The sequence below is a fragment of the Variovorax sp. LG9.2 genome, from assembly GCF_035018885.1.
Taxonomy (GTDB): Bacteria; Pseudomonadota; Gammaproteobacteria; order Burkholderiales; family Burkholderiaceae_C; genus Variovorax.
The window spans coordinates 19,049-39,156 of record NZ_JASJXB010000012.1 but is presented as its reverse complement, the minus strand read 5'-3'; the positions used below and the strand labels follow the sequence as shown (position 1 = coordinate 39,156).

Below are 20,108 nucleotides of genomic sequence, written 5' to 3'. Positions count from 1 at the left end.
GGGCGTGGCATGCGATTCGACCCGCACAATTCGCACTGAAATGACGACACCCCAGATGCCTGGCGCTACGCCGACCCGACAAAGCTTTGATTGCACCTGGCTGTTGACCGACCCCGGCGCTGCGCCTGCGCAGGCCGATGTGCGAGTGGCAGTTTCGGGCGGTCGCGTGGCATCGATCAATGCGCTGGAGGCACTGGGCGCCGCAGTCACGGCGCGTCGCCTGCTGGCCTTGCCGGCGCTGTCCAACGCCCACGACCACGCCCGCACCGTCCGCAGCGCCACTCTCGGCGCCTTCAACCAGCCGCTCGAAAGCTGGCTCCCCTACCTCGGCCTCGCGCCCGGCGTCGACCCCTACCTGTGCGCCGTCACATCCTTTGCGCGCTCGGTGCGTCACGGCGTCGCCAATTTGATGGTTCACTACACGCGGGTGCAGGGCGGCATGCCGTATGTCGACGAGGCCCGCGCGGTGGCACGGGCGGCGAGTGATGTCGGCGTGCGCATCGGCTTCGCGATCGCGATGCGCGACCGCAACGGCATCGCCTACTGCGACGACGCGACGGTGTTGAAGGCACTGCGGCCGGGCATTCGCAACGCGGTCGCGCAGCGGCTGTCGGTCAAGCCGATGGCGCCGGCCCAGCAACTCGCGTTGGTGGACGAGGTCGCTGCGATGGTGAGCGAAGGTGGTTATGGCGATCACGTCACCGTGCAGTACGGCCCGGCTGCCGTGCAGTGGTGCAGCACGCCGTTGCTCGAAGCGATTGCACAAGCATCCGCTGACACCGGCCGCCCCGTGCACATGCACCTGCTGGAAACCAAGTACCAGCGCGCATGGGCCGATGCGGCGCATCCCGGCGGCATCGTTCAATTTCTCGACAGCATCGGCTTGTTGAGTCCGCGTCTCACGCTGGCGCATTGCACCTGGGCGCGCGCCGACGAGCTGGCGCTGCTGGCCGAGCGCGGCGTGACCATCGCAGTCAACACCAGCTCCAACCTCGGCCTCAAGTCGGGCATAGCGCCACTGCCCGAGATGCTGAAGCAAGGCTGTCGCGTGGCGATGGGCCTCGACGGTATGGCGTTCGATGAAGACGACGATGCGCTGCGCGAGATGCGGCTCGCCTATTCGCTGCACCGCGGCTGGGGCTTCGACACGACGATGACGCGCGATCAGCTATGGGGCTTTGCGGCGCGACACGGTCCGCGCAGCGTGGGGGGCGCCTTGCGTAGTGGTGGACGCATCGAGCCCGGCGCGCCGGCCGACATCGTGCTGCTCGACTGGGATGCGCTCGACGACGATGCGCTGTTCTCCGACATCGATCCGCTCGATCTGTTGTTGGCGCGCGGCAATGGCAGCCACATCGCGCAGGTGTTGATCGGCGGCCGCAGCGTGGTCGAAGGCGGCCGTGTGACCGGCATCGACGAGACGGCCTTGCGTGCCGAGTTGTTGGCGCGAATGCGCGCGGCTCTGTCCAGCGATGTGTCCAGCGATGCGGCCAGCGCTTCATGGCGCGGCACGGTACAGGCGCTGTCCGAGGACCTCGCGCCGTTCTATCGCAGCGGGCACTTCGGCGGCTGCTGCGACTGACCCACTTTCAATATCTCAATCTTTGAATCTCGCATGACACGACTCGACATCACCGCCGGCGGCCTTCACTTCGTCGCCGAAACCCATCCGGACGCACCGCTCACCGTGGCTGCTTTTGCCAAGCTGCTGCCGTATCGGCAGAAGCTGATTCATGTGCGATGGAGCGGCGAGGGCTGCTGGGTTCCGCTCGGCGACTTTCAGTTGGGCGTCGGCTTCGAGAATCACACCGCCCATCCGTCACGCGGCGACATCCTGTTCTACCCGGGCGGCTACAGCGAGACCGAGATCATCTGGGCGTATGGACCGTGCAGCTTCGCGAGCCGCATGGGGCCGCTGGCGGGCAATCACTTCCTGACGATCGTCGAAGGGCAGGATCAACTTCAGGCGCTCGGCCGCAAAGTGCTGTGGGAAGGTGCCCAGGACGTTCTGTTCGAACTGGCCTGAGCCCAAGCTCAACCGAAGCTGGCGGCCTCGACCGACGTTGTCTGCTTCGGCAGTGCGATCGGTACTTCGGTCACCCACATCTGCAGCGGATACGGCCGAAGGAATGCCGATGTTTCTTCGATGGGCGCATAGAGCCACTCGTCGACCCAGCCGTCGGGCAGGATCACAGGGCGGCGCCGCGGACGTTCGCCCCTGAGTTGCTGCATGAGCGCGTCTTCGGTGGCGTCGATCGTTAGCAGCGCAAAGCTCTCAACACACGCGCCTTGTGGCGAGCGCCAGCCGTTCCACAGTCCGGCGATGCAAAACGGTGCGCCGTCGAATCGCTCGATGCGAATTTCGCTGCCGGTGTGGGTCGTTTCGAACAGCGCATCGGCAACCACCACGCAGCGGTGCGAGCGTTTCCATGGCTGATAGAAGTTGCGTTCGGTCGCGGCGGTTTCGCTGGCTGCTTCATGCGTAAGGCGGTCACGACCGTCCGGTGAAAACAGCGGGATCAAACCCCAGCGGCCGGTCGCGGCTTCAAAGCGAGGTAGCTTGCCGCCGCGGGCCGCGTCGGTGCGCGGTCGGCAGACGAACACGCCTTGATCGTGGACGCGAACTTCAGGCGCCACGGCCGGCGCCTGAACGCCAAACTGGCGCCAAAAATGCGCTGGATCCTGAACGGCGTGATAGCGGTGGGCCATGCGACCAACTCTAAATGCAACGGAATATTTCGGGAGAAAAATTGCGGCCAGCAGTTAATGCAAACGGCTTACCTTTCCCCTGAATCCGGGGCTTTTTACATCTTCAAAGCGAAAAATCGTAGTCGACGGTGATCGGCGCGTGGTCGCTGAACTTGACGGTCTTGAAGATCGACTCGTGCTGTGCCAAGTGAGCGAGCGCTGGCGTCGCCAAGTGGTAGTCGAGACGCCAACCCACGTTGTTGGCATAGGCCTGACCACGGTTGCTCCACCACGTGTAGGCCGCGTCAGTGGTCTCGGGTTGCAGCATGCGATAGACGTCGACCAGTCCGGCGCCCTCGGTGCCGGCATCGAGCAGTCGCGTCATCCAGGCGCGCTCTTCAGGCAAGAAGCCGCTGTTCTTCTGGTTGCCGCGCCAGTTCTTTAAATCGATCTGCTGGTGCGCGATGTTGATGTCGCCGCACAGGATGAACTCCCGTTCTTTCTTCAACGCGGTCAGATGCGGAAAGAAGCCCTTGAGGAAACGGAACTTGGCGGCCTGCCGTTCCTCGCCCGAGCTGCCGCTGGGGAAGTAGCAGCTGATGATCGACAGCTTGCGCGCAGGGGTGTCGAAGCGCAGCTCGAGGTAACGGCCTTCGGCATCGAACTCGGCGTCGCCCCAGCCGATGACGACGTCGCTCGGCGCATGGCGCGTGTAGATGGCGGTGCCGGCGTAACCCTTTTTCTCGGCGAAATGGAAGTGGCCTTTCAGGTTGGCCATTTCTTCGAATCGGCCTTCGACATCGCTTGCCTGGACGCGGATTTCCTGCATGCAAATACAATCCGGCGCCAGTTCGGCCACCCAGTTGGCCACGCCCTTGGTCGTTGCCGAACGAAGGCCGTTGAGGTTGAGGCTTGTGAGTTTGAACAAAGGAATTCCCGATGGCTGAGTTGACTGAATTGAATGAGGCTGGCCGTTCGGTCGCGCTGGACTTCGTGCAGTTCGCGATCGATTCCGGGGTGCTGCGCTTCGGCGAATTCAAGACCAAGGCCGGTCGCATGAGTCCCTACTTTTTCAACGCGGGCCTGTTCGACGATGGCGCCAAGCTGATGCGGCTGGCTGAATTCTATGCAGACCGATTGATTGAAAGCGGCATCGAGTTCGACATGATCTTCGGCCCGGCCTACAAGGGCATTCCATTGGGGGCGACGGTGGCGGCGGAGCTGGCCCGGCGTGGCCGCAACGTGCCGTTTGCTTACAACCGCAAGGAAGCCAAGGACCACGGCGAAGGAGGTGTACTGGTCGGTGCGCCGCTGCAGGGCCGTGTGCTGATCGTCGACGACGTGATGTCGGCGGGCACCGCTGTGCGCGAATCGATCGAAGCGATCCGCGCCGCCGGGGCTACGCCGCAGGCCGTGGTGATCGCCCTCGACCGACAAGAAAAAGCGACGGAGAACGGCATCGATGTCGACCACAGCGCTGTGCAATATGTGCGTAATCGGCTAGGTATGCAGGTGGTGGCGATCGCCACGCTGGACGACTTGCTACAGTACCTCTCGGAACGCACAGACCCCTCGCTGGGCATTCATCGCGAGGGAGTTATGGCTTACCGACAGCGCTACGGCGCCTGAGCTTTTTCGGCCGGCTGAAAGACAGGATTTCTGGTGCGCACACATAATTTTTTCGCGATCTTGTCTTCAGTCCTGTTGCTCGTTGGAGGGACTGCAAAAGCGCAGACGACTGCCAACACGGGCGGTCCGAGCGGCGGCATCTACAGCTGCACCGATTCGCGCGGCCGCATCATCACGGCCGATCGCCCCATCGCCGATTGCATCGACCGCGAGCAGCGCGAACTCAACCCGAGCGGCACCACGCGCCGCACGGTCGAGCCGACTTACACCGCACGAGAATCTGCCGTGCGCGAGGAACGCGCGAGGCAGCAGTCGCTGCTTCAGGCGCGCCAGCTCGAAGAGCGGCGACGGGAACGCGCGCTGCTGGTCCGATACCCCAACGCCGCGGCGCACAACCGGGAGCGCGCCGAGGCACTCGTGCAGATCGACGCTGTGACCCAGGCAGCAAAGAAGCGCCTGGCCGAGTTGTCCGACGAGCGCAAGAAAATCGACGAAGAGCTCGAGTTCTACAAAAGCGACATCGGCCGTGCCCCGGGTGCCGTGCGCCGCAAACTCGACGACAACGTGCAGAGCATGGCGGTGCAGAACCGCTTTGTCAGCGACCAGGAAGACGAGAAGAAGCGGGTGAATTCGCGCTTCGATGACGAGCGAATCAAGCTGCGCCAACTCTGGACATCAGACGCTGGCGGCACGGCGAAATAGCCGACGCTCCCGCGGGCGCCGGCTCTGCTGCGCTAGCTCAACTTCGACTTCAAGAGCGCGTTGACCTGCGCCGGGTTGGCCTTGCCCTGGCTGGCCTTCATCACCTGACCGACGAGCGCGTTGAAGGCTTTCTCTTTGCCGGCGCGGTACTCGTCGATGTTCTTCTGGTTGGTCGCCAACACGCCGTCGACGATGGCTTCGAGGGCACCTGTATCGCTCATCTGCTTCAGGCCCAAGTCGTCGATGGCTCGATCGACGTAGGTCGCGGCGACAGGAGCTTCGGCGATGCAGCCGGCGGCCCACAGCAGATCCATCACCTGCTTTCCTGCATTGTTGGAGATCTTGTTGTCTGCGATGCGTTGAACAATTGCTGCCAGCACCTGTGCAGAGATAGGTGCGGCGTCGATGCTGATATCTTGGGAATTGAGTCGCCTCGCCATCTCGCCGGTGATCCAGTTGCTTGCGAGCTTTGGCGCAGCACCTGCCGCGACCGTGTCGTCGAAGTAGCGCGCCAGTGCCGTGCTCTGCGTAAGTTGCGCCGCGTCGTACCCGGACAGGCCATGCGTGCTCACATAACGGGCCGCCATCGCACGCGGCAGTTCCGGCATCTCAGCCTTGACGCGGTCGATCCAGTCTTGCGCAATTGCCAGCGGGGGCAAGTCCGGATCGGGAAAGTAGCGGTAGTCGGCCGCGTCTTCCTTGGTCCGCATGGCGCGCGTCTCGCCCGAGTCGGGGTCGAAAAGAATGGTTGCCTGCTGTACCTTGCGGCCATCTTCGATCTCTTCGATCTGCCAGCGAATCTCGTAGTCGATCGCCTGCTGCATGAACTTGAAGCTATTCAGGTTCTTGATCTCGCGTCGCGTGCCCAACGGCTGGCCGGGCTTGCGCACCGACACGTTGGCGTCGCAACGGAAGCTGCCTTCCTGCATGTTGCCGTCGCAGATGCCGATCCACGTCACGATCTTGTGCAGCTCTTTCGCATACGCCACGGCCTCGGCGGTCGAGCGCATGTCGGGTTCGCTCACGATTTCGAGCAGCGGCGTACCGGCACGGTTCAGGTCGATGCCCGACTGGCCGATGAAGTTCTCGTGCAGCGACTTGCCCGCGTCTTCCTCGAGGTGCGCGCGCACCAGGCGCACGGTTTTCGATTCGTCGCCCACGAAGAAAGTCACCTCGCCGCCTTGCACCACCGGGATCTCGAACTGGCTGATCTGGTAGCCCTTGGGCAGGTCGGGATAGAAGTAGTTCTTGCGCGCGAACACGCTGCGCGGCGCGATGGTCGCGCCGAGCGCCAAGCCGAGCTTGATGGCGCGTTCGACTGCGCCCCGGTTCATGACCGGCAGCGTGCCGGGCAGCGCCAGATCGACCGCGCAGGCCTGCGTGTTGGGCTCGGCACCGAAGGCGGTCGAGGCACGGCTGAAGATCTTGCTGGCAGTCGACAACTGCGCATGCGTCTCGAAGCCGATGATGACTTCGTAGCCACGCACCAGCGGGCCGGTCGGTCGGCCTTCCTGCATCTGTTCGAAAGAGTTCATCACGGGTTGGCTCATCTCAAAAGCCCTCCGGCGTACGTATGTGCCAATCGGTCGCTTGTTGAAAACGATGCGCTGCATTCAGCAATTTCCCTTCGCCGAAATAGTTGCCGATCAATTGCAGGCCAACGGGCATGTGCCCATCGAAACCGGCCGGCAGGCTCATGCCCGGCAGGCCGGCGAGCGAGGCGGGGAGGGTGAAGATGTCGGCCAGGTAGTCGGCGACGGGGTCGTTGCCATGCTCGCCGAACTTCCACGCGACCGTGGGTGCCACCGGGCCGGCGATGACGTCGCATTGCGCAAAGGCCTGCTGGAAGTCGTCGGCGATCATGCGGCGCACCTTTTGCGCCTGCAGGTAGTAAGCATCGTAATAGCCGTGGCTCAGTACGTAGGTGCCGATCATGATCCGGCGCTTGACCTCGTCGCCGAAGCCTTCTTCGCGCGTCTTGCCGTACATGTCGGCCAGGTCTCTGTACTGCTTGGCGCGATGGCCGAACTTGACGCCGTCGAAGCGGCTCAGGTTGCTCGAGGCTTCGGCCGCAGCAATGATGTAGTAGACCGGAATCGACAGTTCGGTGCGCGGCAAGCTCACCTCGACGCGGCGGGCACCCAGCTTCTCGTATTCGACAAGCGCTGCATCGACCGCAGCGCGCACGCCGGGCGCCACGCCATTGCCCAGAAACTCCTTGGGCACGCCGATGCGCAGGCCATCGAGCGAAGCATCGAGCGAGCGCGAATAGTTCTCGGCTGGGCGGTCGATCGATGTCGAGTCGCGGTCGAGATCGGGTCCGCACAGGGCCGACAGCAGCAAGGCGCAGTCTTCAGCCGAGCGGGCCATCGGGCCGGCCTGATCCAGGCTCGACGCAAAGGCCACCATGCCGTAGCGCGAGGCGCGGCCGTAGGTCGGCTTGATGCCGGTCACGCCGCAGAACGACGCGGGTTGGCGGATCGAGCCGCCGGTGTCGGTGCCGGTGGCGGCCGGTGCCAGTCGCGCGGCCACTGCTGCTGCACTGCCGCCGGACGAGCCACCCGGAATGCGCGCCCGATCCCACGGGTTTTGCACCGGCACGGCCTTGTCGTGGCCGACCGCAGGCACGGCGACGTTCTCGTTGGCCGAGCCCATGGCGAACTCGTCGCAGCTGAGCTTGCCGAGCGTCACGGTGCCGGCCTCGGCCAGCTTTCGCACCACGGTCGCATCGAAAGGGGATCGGTAGCCGGCCAGGATGCGTGAGCCCGCGGTGGTCGGGAAGTCGAGCGTCACGAAGATGTCTTTGTGCGCGATCGGCACGCCGGCGAGGGCCGGTGCGTTGCCGGCCGCCATCGATGCATCGGCTGCACGGGCCTGAGCCAACGTGACCTCCGGGTCGACCGCGACGAAGGCGCCGAGCGATTCGTGCGCCTTCATGCGGCCGAGAAAGTGTTGCGCGGCTTCGACGGCCGAGACTTCGCGGGACGCGAATGCACGGGCTAGTTCGGCCACGCCTTTTTCGTGAATCTGCGTGCCGCTCATTCGATCACCTTCGGCACCAGAAACAGGCCTGCCTCGACGGCGGGTGCACTTCTTTGATTGGCTTCGCGGTTGTTCGGCTCGCTCACCACGTCGTCGCGCAGGCGCAGCGTGATGTCTTCGATGGCGGCCACCGGATGCGCCAAGGGCTCGATTCCGGCGGTGTCGACGGCGCGCATCCGCTCGACCAGTTCGAAAAAGCCGTTGATCTGGCCTTGCAAGCGCTCGCTCTCGTCGGGGGCGAGTTGCAGGCGCGCCAGCGAAGCGATGCGCGCAATATCGGAAGCGGAAAGTGACATCGGGAGAGTGGCTTGGTCCGGTGAAAGCACCGGTGGCATTGCACCCTTCGGGGGCGTGCAAACGTGAAAAAGACAGGGGATTCGGTTATTATCCCGCCTTTGCCGCAACCCCCGCGAACGCGCCGGCATTTGCCGCAAAAGCCCTCAATTTCACCTGTCAAAACAAGGGCGATGCCATGCCGAAGCGCATGCCGTGCCCGCAGAGGACCCCTTCATGTTCGGTACTTTCCGTCGGTATTTTTCTACCGATCTCGCAATTGACCTCGGGACGGCCAACACCCTGATCTTCGCGCGCGGCAAGGGCATCGTGCTCGACGAGCCATCGGTAGTCGCCATCCGCCACGAAGGCGGCCCGCATGGCAAGAAGGTCATCCAAGCGGTCGGGCGAGAGGCCAAGGCCATGCTTGGCAAGGTGCCGGGCAACATCGAGGCGATCCGCCCGATGAAAGACGGCGTCATCGCAGACTTCGTGATCACCGAACAGATGATCAAGCAGTTCATCAAGATGGTGCATCCGCGCACGCTGTTCACGCCGAGTCCGCGCATCATCATCTGCGTGCCCTGCGGTTCGACCCAGGTCGAGCGCCGCGCCATCAAGGACGCGGCTGAAGCGGCCGGCGCCACGTCGGTCTACCTGATCGAAGAGCCGATGGCCGCGGCGATCGGTGCCGGCCTTCCGGTGTCGGAAGCGTCGGGCTCGATGGTCGTCGACATCGGCGGCGGCACCACCGAAGTCGGTGTGATTTCGCTGGGTGGCATGGTCTACAAGGGCAGCGTGCGCGTCGGTGGCGACCGCTTCGACGAGGCCATCATCAATTACATCCGCCGCAACTACGGCATGCTGATCGGCGAGCCGACGGCCGAAGTCATCAAGAAGACCATCGGGTCGGCCTTCCCGGGCTCCGAAGTCAAGGAGATGGAAGTCAAGGGCCGCAACCTGTCCGAAGGCGTGCCGCGCAGCTTCACCATCAGCAGCAACGAAGTGCTGGAAGCGCTGACCGATCCGCTCAACAACATCGTTTCGGCCGTGAAGAACGCGCTGGAACAGACCCCGCCCGAACTGGGCGCTGACATCGCCGAGCGCGGCATGATGTTGACCGGTGGTGGTGCGCTGCTGCGCGATCTTGATCGCCTGCTCGCCGAGGAAACCGGTCTGCCTGTGCTCGTGGCCGAAGACCCGTTGACTTGCGTGGTGCGCGGTTGCGGCATCGCCCTGGAGCGCATGGACCGTCTTGGAAGCATCTTCACGTCGGAGTGAGGTCGCTCGCGCCCAGGTCGCGCGCAGATCGTGTCGCGCTCCCACCCCCGGCCGGGGACGCTGCCAGCGTCCCGGCAAAGCCGGCTCCACGGCAGCCCTGAAACAAGCCACTCGTGTGGCATAAAGCGCCATGCCGCTCGGTACCCTTGACCGCACCGCCCCGCCCCTCTTCAACCAGGGGCCGTCGGCACTCAGCAAGCTGGTCTTTTTCAGCGCGCTAGCGCTGTTCCTTATGGTGGCCGATGCCCGGTTCCACATCGTGCAACCGCTGCGCGCGGCCATCGGTGCCGTGCTGTATCCGGTGCAGTGGCTGGCACTGAAACCGGTGCAGGCGATGGTCGGCGGCGGTCGTTACCTCGAAGATCTGCAAACGGCGCAGAGCGGCGAATCCGATGCGCGCAAGGCGCTGGCGGTGCAGTCCGAGCGCGCCAGCCAGTCCGACACCCTGTTGCAAGAAAACTCGCGGCTGCGGTCGTTGCTCGAACTGCGCGCGAGCACGCCGACGCCATCGCGTGCGGCCGAGGTTCTCTATGACGCAGCCGACCCTTACACCCGCAAAGTCGTGATCGACCAGGGCATGACGCATGGCATTGCCGCGGGCTCGCCGGTCATCGACGAGCACGGGGTGCTGGGTCAGGTCACGCAGGTGCAGCCCTTCACCAGCGAGATCACGCTGGTGATCGATCGCGACCTAGCGATTCCGGTACAAAACACCCGCACCGGCGCGCGCAGCGTGGCGTTTGGCGATGCCAATGCGCACGGCGGCGGGCTCGAACTGCGCTTCATGGCCGCGAACTCGGACTTGCAAGAGGGCGATCTGCTGTCGACCAGCGGCGTCGACGGCGTCTATCCGGCGGGCTTGCCGGTCGCGAAGATCGACCGTATCGAGCGCCGCGCCGACTCCGCTTTCGCGCGCATCCATTGCCTGCCACTGGCCCATGTGAGCTCGGCGCGCTATGTGCTGGTGCTGGCGCCGACCGGTGCCAACACGCCGCCGAAGCCGGCACCGTCCGCCGCGCCAGCGGCTGCGGCGGCCGCAAAGAAAAAGGCCGACAAGGCAGCGGAAAAAGCAGCTGAGAAGAAGCCCACCGCCAAGCCGAAACCCAAGGAGCGCCAACCATGATCATGCGACCCGGCCAGCAGCAGTTGCTGCTCCCCCTCAGTCCGCTTTTCATGTGGACCAGCCTGTTCGTGGCGCTGCTGCTCAACATGATCCCGATCGGGCGCGCGGCGTGGACGCCCGACCTGCTGGCGCTGGCCATCGTCTTCTGGAGCGTGCACCAGCCGACCCGCATCGGCATCGGCGTCGCGTTCGCTTTCGGCCTGGTGATGGACGTGCATCAATCGGCGATGCTCGGCCAGCATGCGTTGTCGTACACCACGCTGGGCTACTTCGCGATCGCGATTCATCGGCGGCTGCTCTGGTATCCGGTGGCCTCGCAGGCGCTGCAAGTGCTGCCGCTCTTCGCGCTGTCACACGTCATCGAACTGGCCATTCGCATGATCGGTGGCGGCGTGTTCCCCGGGTGGAACCTGATGGTGTCGCCGGTCATCGAAACCATCCTCTGGCCGTTGGCGAGCCTGCTGTTGCTGGCACCCCAGCGTCGCACGCCCGAGCCCGACGCCAACCGTCCGCTGTGAGCAACGCTCGAGCCTGTTCGATCTGCCTTCGATTTGCCCTGACGTGGCATCCCACCTAAGCTTAATCGCCCCATGACTGAAATACGCAACGTCGCTGCCGAGGTCGCGCGCTTCAAGCGCCGCGTCATCGTCACCGGGCTCGCGGTGCTGGTGGCCTTCGGCCTGCTGTGCATGCGGCTCGTGTACCTGCAAGTCGTGCGGCACGAAGACCTGGCCGAACAGGCTGAAAATAACCGCACGGCCGTTGTGCCGGTGGTGCCCAACCGGGGCCTCATCCTCGACCGCAACGGCATCATCCTGGCGTCGAACTACTCGGCCTACACCCTGGAGATCACGCCGTCGAAGGCTGTCGATGTCGACGCGACGATCGATGGCCTGGCCGACGTGGTCGATGTCACGCCGCGCGACCGACGCCGCTTCAAGCGCCTGCGCGAAGACTCGCGCAGCTTCGATTCGGTGCCGATTCGCACACGCCTGAGCGACGAAGAAGTGGCGCGATTCGCGGCACAGCGCTATCGCTTTCCGGGTGTCGAGATCAAGGCACGGCTCTTTCGAAACTACCCCAACGGCGAGATCGCGAGCCATGTGCTCGGCTATATCGGCCGCATCAACCAGACCGAAAAAGCGGCGATGGAAGATTGGGAAGATGAGGACTTCGCCAACTACAAAGGCACCGAATACATCGGCAAGCTCGGCGTCGAGCAAAGCTACGAGAAAGAGTTGCACGGCCTGACGGGCGTCGAGCAAATGGAAACCTCGGCTGGTGGTCGCGCTGTGCGGCGACTGGCGGGCCATCCGGCGACGCCAGGCAACACCGTCATGCTGGCGCTCGACATCAAGCTGCAGAAGATGGTCGAAGACATGTTCGGTGACCGGCGCGGCGCGCTGGTGGCGATCGACCCCAAGACCGGCGAAGTTCTGGCCTTCGTCAGCAAGCCGACCTTCGACCCCAACCTGTTCGTCGAAGGCATCGACACCGAGAGCTGGAAAGAACTGAGCGAGTCGCTCGACAAGCCGCTGCTGAACCGTGCGCTGCGCGGCACCTACCCGCCCGGCTCGACCTACAAGCCCTTCATGGCACTGGCCGCCCTGCAGACCGGCAAGCGCGGGCCGAACGTGATCGTGAACGACCCCGGCTACTACAACTTTGCCGGGCACCGCTTCGGCAGCCCCGAAGGCAACCTGGGCGGCGTCGACATGCGGCGCGCCATCCAGCTGTCGAGCAACATCTATTTCTATTCGCTCGCCAACGAGATGGGCGTCGACCTGATTCACGACTTCATGAAGCCGCTCGGCTTCGGGCAGATCACCGGCATCGATCTGAGTGGCGAATTGCGCGGCGTGCTGCCGAGTCAGGAGTGGAAGCGCAACGCCTACAAGCGGCCCGAGGCCAAGAAGTGGTACGCCGGTGAAACGATTTCGCTCGGTATCGGCCAGGGCTACAACAGCTTCACGATGCTGCAGCTGGCGCAGGCCACCTCGATCGTTGCCGAAGGCGGTATCAAGCACCAGCCGCATCTCGTGCTGGGTACGCGTGACACGGTCACCGGCCAGATGACGTCGGTGGTGCAGCCGCCGGCCATCAACCTCGGCTTCAGCGCTGCCAACGTGTCGGTGGTGCGCGACGGATTGATGGCAGTGATCTCGGCCGGCACGGCGCGCAGTGTGTTCGCCGGCGCAGGCTACATTGCAGCAGGCAAGACCGGCACCGCGCAGGCCGTGACGCAGGCACAAAACACGAAGTACAACGCCAAGTCCCTCGAAGAGCACCAGCGCGACCACGCTTTGTTCATGGCGTTCGCGCCGGCCAATGACCCGAAAATCGCGGTGGCGGTGGTGGTCGAAAACGCAGGTTGGGGCGCCGGTGCCGCAGCCCCCATCGCGCGCCGGGTGTTCGACTACTGGTTGATGGACCAGTACCCGAGCGAAGCCGACATGGAAGCCATCAAGACCGGCAAGGCAGCGGCGCCTATGGGCAAGCCACGCGTCGCCAGCGAAGTCGCCTGGCCGACGGTGGCCGCGACGCCGGCGACTGCGCCTTGATCCACGGCTCCCTGACACGCACCCAGACGACCGCCTAGAGATTCTTCAGGAAGGTCAGGCTGGGCGAAAAGAAGTACTCGCCGCCTTTCATCTTCACGAAACCTGCGAACGGCGCATTGTTGGCAAAGCCTTCCGCTGTGTCGTCCCAGGTCTTGGGCAGCTTTTGGTCGCCCGGATTGTTGGGCCCTTGGCCGATGACCGGATCGATGCCGTGCGGGCTGCCGGGCTGCAGCGGAAACTGCGTGAGGTTGACCCAGGTTTGCTGGGTGAATTTGAACTGGTCGCCAATCTTGTGGTTGTAGGCCATGAAAAGGAGGCCCACGCCACCTGTCGGCAACGAGGGCGCCACGTCGGCGGTGAACTCGGCCAGGCTGCCGGAGTCGGGCAGCTCCGACGGATGCACATCGCGTTTGACGTCTTCGTACGGAATGCCGCGTCGCGCCATCAGGTGCATGCGTTCGAGCGCCGGCGTCTCGGCGTTGCCGCTGCCGCGCGGGTTGGTCTTGCGGATGTGGCCATGAAACGGGCAACGCGTGCCGGCATCGCCGTCGTAGTTGAAGTTATTCGGTGGATCGTCGTCCCGTGCGTCTTTGGAGAGCGTCACTGGCGTGCCGTCTTCGAAGCGGCCGACGATCATCGCGCCGGCGAGTTCGCGGTCCTCGCCTTCGAGCTCAAGCACGTCCGCAATCTCCTGCTCTCGCGTCTTGAATCCGCGCACGTCCTGTTCGAGTTTGCGGAACACGAAGAAGCTGCCGAAGGAGAACGTGTCGGTCACGCCGGGGTCGTCGACCAGCGCCAGCTTGAGCGGAAAGCCCGGGTCCCAGCGCGACGAGCCTGTGGCGGAGGTCTCGGCGTCGATGTCTTCCTGCAGCATCAGGGGCTGGCTGCGGCCGTCGACGTAGCCGAAGTTTTCAATGCCGTCGCCGCGCGCGTTCTTCAAGGCCCGACCATGCTGGACGTGGACGATGGTGCCGCCCGCGTCTTCGATGAGCTCTTTGACCTTTGCGGCCAGTGCGGCCGTCTTGCCCTCCGTTTCGTCGGCTGCGAGCACCATGCCATGGATATCGCTCTGGAACGGCGTTTCCCAAGCGGTGACGGCCGGGTCGGCAAGCGCTGAAATGCTGTCGGCAGCCTTCATGCCGCCGCGGAAATCTGTGTCGGTTGGGGCGCTCGCGGCAAGGCCGAGTGCCTGGTAGCCGGTAAAGCTCAGCGCCAGGTGCACGAACGGACCGCCGCCGTCGCACTTCTTGCTCGCCTTGAATTTTTCCGCGTCGAGCAATTGCCGATGGGCGCTGACGACATGAAAGTTCGCGAGGTCGCGCAGCATGCGTTTCGAGTCTTTTGCTGCCGGGCCGAACTTGAAGAAGATATCGGCAGTCGACTCTCGCCCGTGGCCCTTGAGGATGTTGCCCTGCAGGGCCTGCAGCAACTTGAGCTCGTCCGAGTCGGCCTTTTTCCAGGCGAGCGGTTTGGTCAGATGAATCGGCATGACGAAATCTCCTGTGAGTGGGGGATTTCAGTCTAGGAAGCCGTCTTGCCGTCCACATCCGCCGGATGGTGGAACCATCGCCGCGGCCTCGGCGGCAGATGGTCTAGCACCGTCGGAAAGTTAGAAGGCCGTTTGTTGGTGAGTGCTGACCATCTGGCCAGGACCTGCGGTAGCTATATGCCGCCATGCAAGCGTCTGTGAAGCGCGCAAAAAAAAGCGCCGACCAGCGGCGCTTCGAAAAGGTATTCAGGCATCTCGAATGGATGCCTTGAATATTTATTGTTCAACAGTCGGAAGCTTTGTCTCCTCAGACCCTCGACAGCCGGGACGTGCCCGCTTGCGAGTGGCGAGACTTTAGGTTGTCGCACCGAGGTAGTGCATTAGGAGTAACCCGCTCTAAAGCGTGCGCGGCGTCACGTTGGCGACGTGAGTTTGTTTCTGGAAGTTAACAAATGGCACGACTCGTGCAGGCAAAGAGCGTCCCAAATTCCCGATTGGCTCTTTCCGATGGCACTGGTTCCCCAAGCGTCCCTCAATGGCGCCGACACCGCCTGGCTTATGACATCGACCGCGCTGGTCCTGCTCATGACGCTGCCCGGCATCGCGCTTTTCTATGCGGGCATGGTGCGGCGCAAGAGCGTGCTGAACACGATGGCCAGTGTGCTGGTCGTCGCTGCCGTCGTGTCGATCACCTGGTTTGCGATGGGCTACTCGCTGGCGTTTACTGCGGGCTCGTCATGGCTCGGCGGCACGAGCCGCTTCTGGTTTGCCGGCTTCGACTATCTGAAAGAAGCGGGCACCGTTGCGGTGAGCCATGTCGCGCCGAATGTCCCCGAGTCGGTGTATGCGATGTTCCAGCTGACCTTTGCCATCATCACCTGTGCGCTCGTCGTTGGCTCATTCGTGGAGCGCATGCGGCTGTCGGCGGTGCTCTGGTTCGCCCTGCTCTGGAGCGTCCTCGTCTATGCGCCGATCGCGCACTGGGTCTGGGAGCCGGGTGGCTGGCTCGCCCAAATGGGGGTGCTCGACTTCGCCGGCGGCTCGGTGGTGCACGTGAACGCGGGCGTGGCGGGCCTGGTGTGTGCCTATGCGGTCGGCCCGCGCCGCGGCTACGGGCGCGAGTCTTTCGAGCCCTACAGCCTGGCGTTGACGATGGTCGGTGCCGGCCTGTTGTGGGTGGGCTGGTTCGGATTCAACGCTGGATCTGCCGTGGCGGCCGATGGCCGAGCCGGGCTTGCGATGCTGGTGACGCACCTTGCCGCGGCGGCGGGCGCGCTGAGCTGGATGATCGGCGAGTGGACGACACGGCGCAGCCCGTCGTTACTAGGCTTGTGTTCTGGCCTGGTGGCAGGCCTGGTGGCGATCACGCCGGCTGCGGGCTTCGTGACGCCGCCCGCAGCAGTGGCCATCGGTCTGATCGCCGGGCTGGCCTGCTACTGGGGTGCAACCGCGCTCAAGCGCGTGCTGCAGGCCGACGATTCGCTCGACGTCTTCGGCGTGCATGGCATCGGTGGCATCGTCGGCGCGCTGTTGACGGGGGTCTTCGCAGACAGCCGCATCTCCGGCGGAACCGGCCACCTGGGCGTACAGGCGCTTGCCATCGGCGCGGTCGCGCTGTACAGCGCCATCGGCACGGGGCTGGTGCTTCTGGTGGTCCACATCGTGGTCGGCCTGCGCGTCAGCGACGAGACCGAAGCGGTGGGCCTCGACCTCGGCCAGCAGCGCGAGCGCATCGGCACCTGAAGGATCACAACGACATGACCGAAGAGGATCGCATAGCCGCAGCGGCTCGACTGCACGTGGCGCTGCGCCGGAAGACCGGCCGCGTGACCGACACGGAGTGGATGTCCGTCAACGTCGAGTACGCGACAGCGATAGTGCGCATTGCGCGGGCGCACGCCACGGCGACGAGCGATCTCGATCTGGCGGCCATCGCCACGGGGCTCGAATTTGCGATGGCGCCGCTGGCGCCGGTGATCTCGAAAGGCGCCCCGCGCTATGTGGGTGGATTGCGGTGAGCCCCAGCTAAATTGCGGCGCTCCTCGACTTGGCGCCGGCCACGGCCTCTTCGTGCATCCAGCCTGCGGCCTTCTCCGCCATCATCAGCGTCGGGCTATTGGTGTTGCCGCTGGTGATCGTGGGCATGGCACTGGCGTCGACCACCCGCAGGCCATGGATCAAATTGCCGCGCCCATCGCGCACGCGCATGCGGGAGTCGAGCACGGCCATCGAATCGCTGTCGGCGCCCATCTTGGCGGTGCCGACCGGATGGAAAATGGTGGTTGCGATGTCGCCCGCCAGCCGTGCGAGCTCGTCGTCGGTCTGGTACTGCACGCCGGGCTTCCACTCTTCGGGCTTGTACTTTGCCAGCGCCGGTTGGGCCGCGATGCGACGCGTGACGCGCAGCGAATCGGCCGCGACCTTGCGGTCTTCGTCGGTGCTCAGGTAGTTGGGCGAAATCGCCGGCGCGTCCTGGTAGCGCGGGCTCTTGATGCGCACGGTGCCCCGACTGGTCGGGTTCAGGTTGCACACGCTCGCGGTGAAGGCCGGGAAGCTGTGCAGCGGCTCGCCGAAAGCATCGAGCGACAATGGCTGCACGTGGTACTCGAGATTCGGCCATTCGTGCTCGGGCGAACTGCGCGTGAAGGCGCCGAGCTGCGACGGCGCCATGCTCATCGGGCCGCTGCGCTTCATCACGTATTCGAGGCCGATCTTCGCTTTGCCGAAGAGCGACGAGGCCAGCACGTTGAGTGTCGGTGCGCCTTCGATCTTGAACACCGCGCGAATCTGCAAGTGGTCTTGCAAGTTGCCGCCGACGCCGGGCAGGTCGGCCACGACCGGAATCCCATGTTCCTGCGATAGCGCCGCGGGTCCGATGCCCGAGAGCTGCAGGATCTGCGGCGAGCCGATGGCGCCGCCGCACAGCACCACTTCTTGCGTGGCGTGGGCGATCACCATCTCGTGCCCGTCCCACACCTGCACGCCGGTGCAGCGCTGGCTTCCGTCGGGCTGCTTCTCGACGATGAGCTTGGTCACCTGCGCGCTGACCCACATCTCGAAGTTGGGCCGCCCGTAGCAAACCGGCCGCAAGAAGGCCTTGGCCGTATTCCAGCGCCAGCCGTCCTTCTGGTTGACCTGGAAGTAGCCGACGCCTTCGTTGCTGCCGCGATTGAAGTCGCTGCTGTGCGGAATGCCGGCCTCTTGCGCCGCCAGTGCAAAAGCATCGAGGATGTCCCACCGCAGCCGCTGCTTTTCGATGCGCCACTCGCCGCCGGCACCGTGCATCTCGTCGGCACCGAGGTAGTGGTCCTCGTGCTGTTTGAAAGCGGGCAGCACGTTCTCCCAGCGCCAGGCGTCGTCGCCGGTGAGCGTGGCCCACTGGTCGTAGTCGCGTGATTGCCCGCGCATATAGATCATCCCGTTGATGGACGATGAACCACCGAGCGTCTTGCCGCGCGGATAGCGCAGCGTGCGGCCGTTGAGGCCGGCATCCGGCTCTGTGTTGTAGAGCCAGTCGGTGCGCGGATTGCCGATGCAATACAGATAGCCCACCGGGATGTGAATCCAGTGGTAATCGTCCTTGCGCCCCGCCTCGATCAGCAGGGTGCGCTTTTGCGACTGCCGCGTGAGCCGGTTGCACATCAATGCGCCGGCGGTGCCGCCGCCGATGACGATGTAGTCGAAAGTGGTGTCGTTGCTCAAGCCGTTGTCTCCAGATCAAACAAAAAAGCCCGGGACGGTGTGCCGTGCCTCGGGCTGTGGTCGGAGCTTACTTTGCCGTGGGCATGACGAACTCGGCGCCTTTGCCGATGCTCTCCGGCCAGCGCTGCATGATGCTCTTTTGCTTCGTATAGAAGCGCACGCCTTCTTCGCCGTAGGCGTGCATGTCGCCGAACAGGCTTTTCTTCCAGCCGCCGAAGCCGTGCCATGCCATCGGCACCGGAATCGGCACGTTGATGCCGACCATGCCGACCTGGATGCGCCGCGAAAACTCGCGCGCCACGTTGCCGTCGCGGGTGAAGCAGCTCACGCCGTTGCCGAACTCATGCGCGTTGATGAGGTCTACCGCTTCTTTCAAATCGCCGACACGGACGCATGAGAGCACCGGACCGAAGATCTCTTCCTTGTAGATGCGCATCTCGGGCGTGACGTGGTCGAACAACGTGCCGCCCATCCAGAAGCCGTCGTCGCAACCCTTGCCGGCCTTGGCGCCGTCGAATTGGCGGCCGTCAATCACGAGCTTGGCACCTTCTTTTTCGCCCAGATCGATGTAGCCGGTGATGCGTTCGTGCGCGGCGCGCGTGACGATCGGGCCCATCTCGGCTTCGAGGTTCTCGCCGTCGAGCACCTTGAGCGTCTTGGTCCGTTCGATCAGCTTGGGCATCAGCTTGTCGGCCACGTTGCCCACCAGCACCGCCACGCTGATCGCCATGCAGCGCTCGCCGGCCGAGCCGAAGCCGGCGCCGATGAGCGCGTCGACCGCCTGGTCGATGTCAGCATCAGGCATCACGACCATGTGGTTCTTGGCACCGCCCAATGCCTGCACGCGCTTGCCGTGATGGGCGCCGGTTTCGTAGATGTAGTTGGCGATGGGGGTCGAGCCGACGAAGCTGATCGCCTTGACGTCCGGATGTTCCAGCAGCGCATCGACCGCGACCTTGTCGCCCTGCACCACGTTGAAGACGCCGTCGGGCAGGCCGGCTTGTTTCAGCAACTCGGCCATGCGAAGCGAGGCGCTCGGGTCGGTCGGGCTCGGCTTCAAGATGAAGGTGTTGCCAGCGGCGATGGCGACCGGGAACATCCACATCGGCACCATCACCGGGAAGTTGAAAGGCGTGATGCCGGCGACCACGCCAAGCGGCTGGCGCAGCGTCCAGTTGTCGATGCCGGTACTCACCTGGTCGGTGAAGTCGCCTTTGAGCAATTGCGGGATGCCGCAGGCGAACTCGACGACGTCGATGCCGCGCGAGACCTCGCCCTGCGCATCGGTGAACACCTTGCCGTGCTCGGCGGTGATGAGGTGGGCGAGCTCGTCCTTGTTCTGATTGAGCAGGTCCAGGAACTTGAAGAGCACGCGAGCGCGGCGAATGGGCGGCGTGTCGGCCCAGGCGGGGAACGCGGCTTGCGCCGCGGCCACGGCGGCATTCACTTCTACCGCGCTGGCCAGGCCGGTGGCGCCCGTCACCATGCCGGTGGCCGGGTTGGTCACATCCTGACTGCGGCCGGACGCGTTGGCGACCATGCGGCCGTTGATGAAGTGATCGATCGGTGTCTTGGTGATTTGCATCGGGTGTCTCGCTTGGGGCGGAAAAGGTTGATG

The 20,108-nt window shown here is 64.3% G+C and carries 18 protein-coding genes; 10 read left to right on the top strand and 8 right to left on the bottom strand.

Annotated elements, in window-relative coordinates; genetic code table 11:
* Window positions 1-40 precede the first annotated feature (40 nt).
* Both QN413_RS14220 and QN413_RS14215 read left to right on the top strand, forming a co-directional pair.
* On the top strand, window positions 41-1,582 hold the full coding sequence (locus QN413_RS14220) for an amidohydrolase family protein (RefSeq protein ID WP_323497236.1): 1,542 nt from the start codon (window positions 41-43) through the stop codon (window positions 1,580-1,582).
* A gap of 33 nt (window positions 1,583-1,615) precedes the next feature.
* Window positions 1,616-2,026 (top strand): DUF3830 family protein, encoded by a 411-nt coding sequence (locus QN413_RS14215; protein ID WP_187053942.1) that lies wholly within the window; start codon window positions 1,616-1,618, stop codon window positions 2,024-2,026.
* Window positions 2,027-2,034: 8 nt separating this feature from the next.
* Here QN413_RS14215 and QN413_RS14210 read toward each other — a convergent pair whose 3' ends face one another.
* Together QN413_RS14210 and QN413_RS14205 are read right to left on the bottom strand one after the other, a co-directional pair.
* The gene (locus QN413_RS14210; RefSeq protein ID WP_323497235.1) at window positions 2,035-2,709 is read right to left on the bottom strand and encodes an SOS response-associated peptidase family protein; all 675 of its coding nucleotides are present in this window, start codon (window positions 2,707-2,709) and stop codon (window positions 2,035-2,037) included.
* A 103-nt stretch (window positions 2,710-2,812) separates the two neighbouring features.
* Window positions 2,813-3,616, bottom strand: a complete 804-nt coding sequence (locus QN413_RS14205) for an exodeoxyribonuclease III (RefSeq protein WP_187053944.1) — start codon at window positions 3,614-3,616, stop codon at window positions 2,813-2,815.
* Between the two features lie 11 nt (window positions 3,617-3,627).
* Here QN413_RS14205 and pyrE point away from each other — a divergent pair, with 11 nt between their 5' ends.
* Window positions 3,628-4,317 (top strand): orotate phosphoribosyltransferase, encoded by a 690-nt coding sequence (pyrE, locus tag QN413_RS14200; RefSeq protein WP_323497234.1) that lies wholly within the window; start codon window positions 3,628-3,630, stop codon window positions 4,315-4,317.
* Between the two features lie 60 nt (window positions 4,318-4,377).
* Window positions 4,378-5,019 carry a DUF4124 domain-containing protein gene (locus QN413_RS14195; protein WP_416352184.1) on the top strand — a complete coding sequence of 214 codons (642 nt, stop codon included), beginning with the start codon at window positions 4,378-4,380 and terminating at the stop codon, window positions 5,017-5,019.
* 32 nt (window positions 5,020-5,051) lie between these two features.
* Here the strand turns inward: QN413_RS14195 and gatB are convergent, their stop codons facing one another.
* The 3 genes from gatB to gatC are packed head-to-tail and all read right to left on the bottom strand — an operon-like array spanning window position 5,052 to window position 8,357.
* A complete protein-coding gene (gene gatB, locus QN413_RS14190; protein ID WP_323497233.1) occupies window positions 5,052-6,569 on the bottom strand; it encodes an Asp-tRNA(Asn)/Glu-tRNA(Gln) amidotransferase subunit GatB in 1,518 nt (505 codons plus the stop codon).
* 1 nt (window position 6,570) lies between these two features.
* Entirely contained in the window at window positions 6,571-8,061 is a 1,491-nt protein-coding gene (gatA, locus tag QN413_RS14185; protein WP_323497232.1) for an Asp-tRNA(Asn)/Glu-tRNA(Gln) amidotransferase subunit GatA, read from the bottom strand.
* The gene (gatC, locus tag QN413_RS14180) at window positions 8,058-8,357 is read right to left on the bottom strand and encodes an Asp-tRNA(Asn)/Glu-tRNA(Gln) amidotransferase subunit GatC (protein ID WP_187053949.1); all 300 of its coding nucleotides are present in this window, start codon (window positions 8,355-8,357) and stop codon (window positions 8,058-8,060) included. Before gatC ends, gatA begins: the two co-directional genes overlap by 4 nt.
* 214 nt (window positions 8,358-8,571) lie before the next feature.
* Here gatC and QN413_RS14175 point away from each other — a divergent pair, with 214 nt between their 5' ends.
* From QN413_RS14175 to mrdA, 4 genes are all read left to right on the top strand, one after another.
* Window positions 8,572-9,615 (top strand): rod shape-determining protein, encoded by a 1,044-nt coding sequence (locus tag QN413_RS14175; RefSeq protein ID WP_187053950.1) that lies wholly within the window; start codon window positions 8,572-8,574, stop codon window positions 9,613-9,615.
* Window positions 9,616-9,745: 130 nt separating this feature from the next.
* Window positions 9,746-10,738, top strand: a complete 993-nt coding sequence (gene mreC / locus QN413_RS14170; protein WP_323497231.1) for a rod shape-determining protein MreC — start codon at window positions 9,746-9,748, stop codon at window positions 10,736-10,738.
* Entirely contained in the window at window positions 10,735-11,256 is a 522-nt protein-coding gene (gene mreD / locus QN413_RS14165; protein WP_323497230.1) for a rod shape-determining protein MreD, read from the top strand. Before mreC ends, mreD begins: the two co-directional genes overlap by 4 nt.
* Before the next feature lie 72 nt (window positions 11,257-11,328).
* Window positions 11,329-13,299 (top strand): penicillin-binding protein 2, encoded by a 1,971-nt coding sequence (gene mrdA / locus QN413_RS14160; RefSeq protein ID WP_323497229.1) that lies wholly within the window; start codon window positions 11,329-11,331, stop codon window positions 13,297-13,299.
* Between the two features lie 34 nt (window positions 13,300-13,333).
* On the opposite strand, the gene QN413_RS14155 is transcribed toward mrdA, so the two are convergent.
* A complete protein-coding gene (locus QN413_RS14155) occupies window positions 13,334-14,788 on the bottom strand; it encodes a hypothetical protein (RefSeq protein WP_323497228.1) in 1,455 nt (484 codons plus the stop codon).
* Between the two features lie 507 nt (window positions 14,789-15,295).
* Here QN413_RS14155 and QN413_RS14150 point away from each other — a divergent pair.
* Window positions 15,296-16,531 carry an ammonium transporter gene (locus QN413_RS14150; RefSeq protein WP_323497227.1) on the top strand — a complete coding sequence of 412 codons (1,236 nt, stop codon included), beginning with the start codon at window positions 15,296-15,298 and terminating at the stop codon, window positions 16,529-16,531.
* A 14-nt stretch (window positions 16,532-16,545) separates the two neighbouring features.
* Entirely contained in the window at window positions 16,546-16,806 is a 261-nt protein-coding gene (locus QN413_RS14145; RefSeq protein ID WP_187053956.1) for a hypothetical protein, read from the top strand.
* 7 nt (window positions 16,807-16,813) lie between these two features.
* Here the strand turns inward: QN413_RS14145 and QN413_RS14140 are convergent, their stop codons facing one another.
* Both QN413_RS14140 and QN413_RS14135 read right to left on the bottom strand, forming a co-directional pair.
* Window positions 16,814-18,490 (bottom strand): GMC family oxidoreductase, encoded by a 1,677-nt coding sequence (locus tag QN413_RS14140; protein ID WP_323497226.1) that lies wholly within the window; start codon window positions 18,488-18,490, stop codon window positions 16,814-16,816.
* A gap of 67 nt (window positions 18,491-18,557) precedes the next feature.
* The gene (locus QN413_RS14135; RefSeq protein ID WP_323497225.1) at window positions 18,558-20,075 is read right to left on the bottom strand and encodes a CoA-acylating methylmalonate-semialdehyde dehydrogenase; all 1,518 of its coding nucleotides are present in this window, start codon (window positions 20,073-20,075) and stop codon (window positions 18,558-18,560) included.
* Window positions 20,076-20,108: the final 33 nt, after the last annotated feature.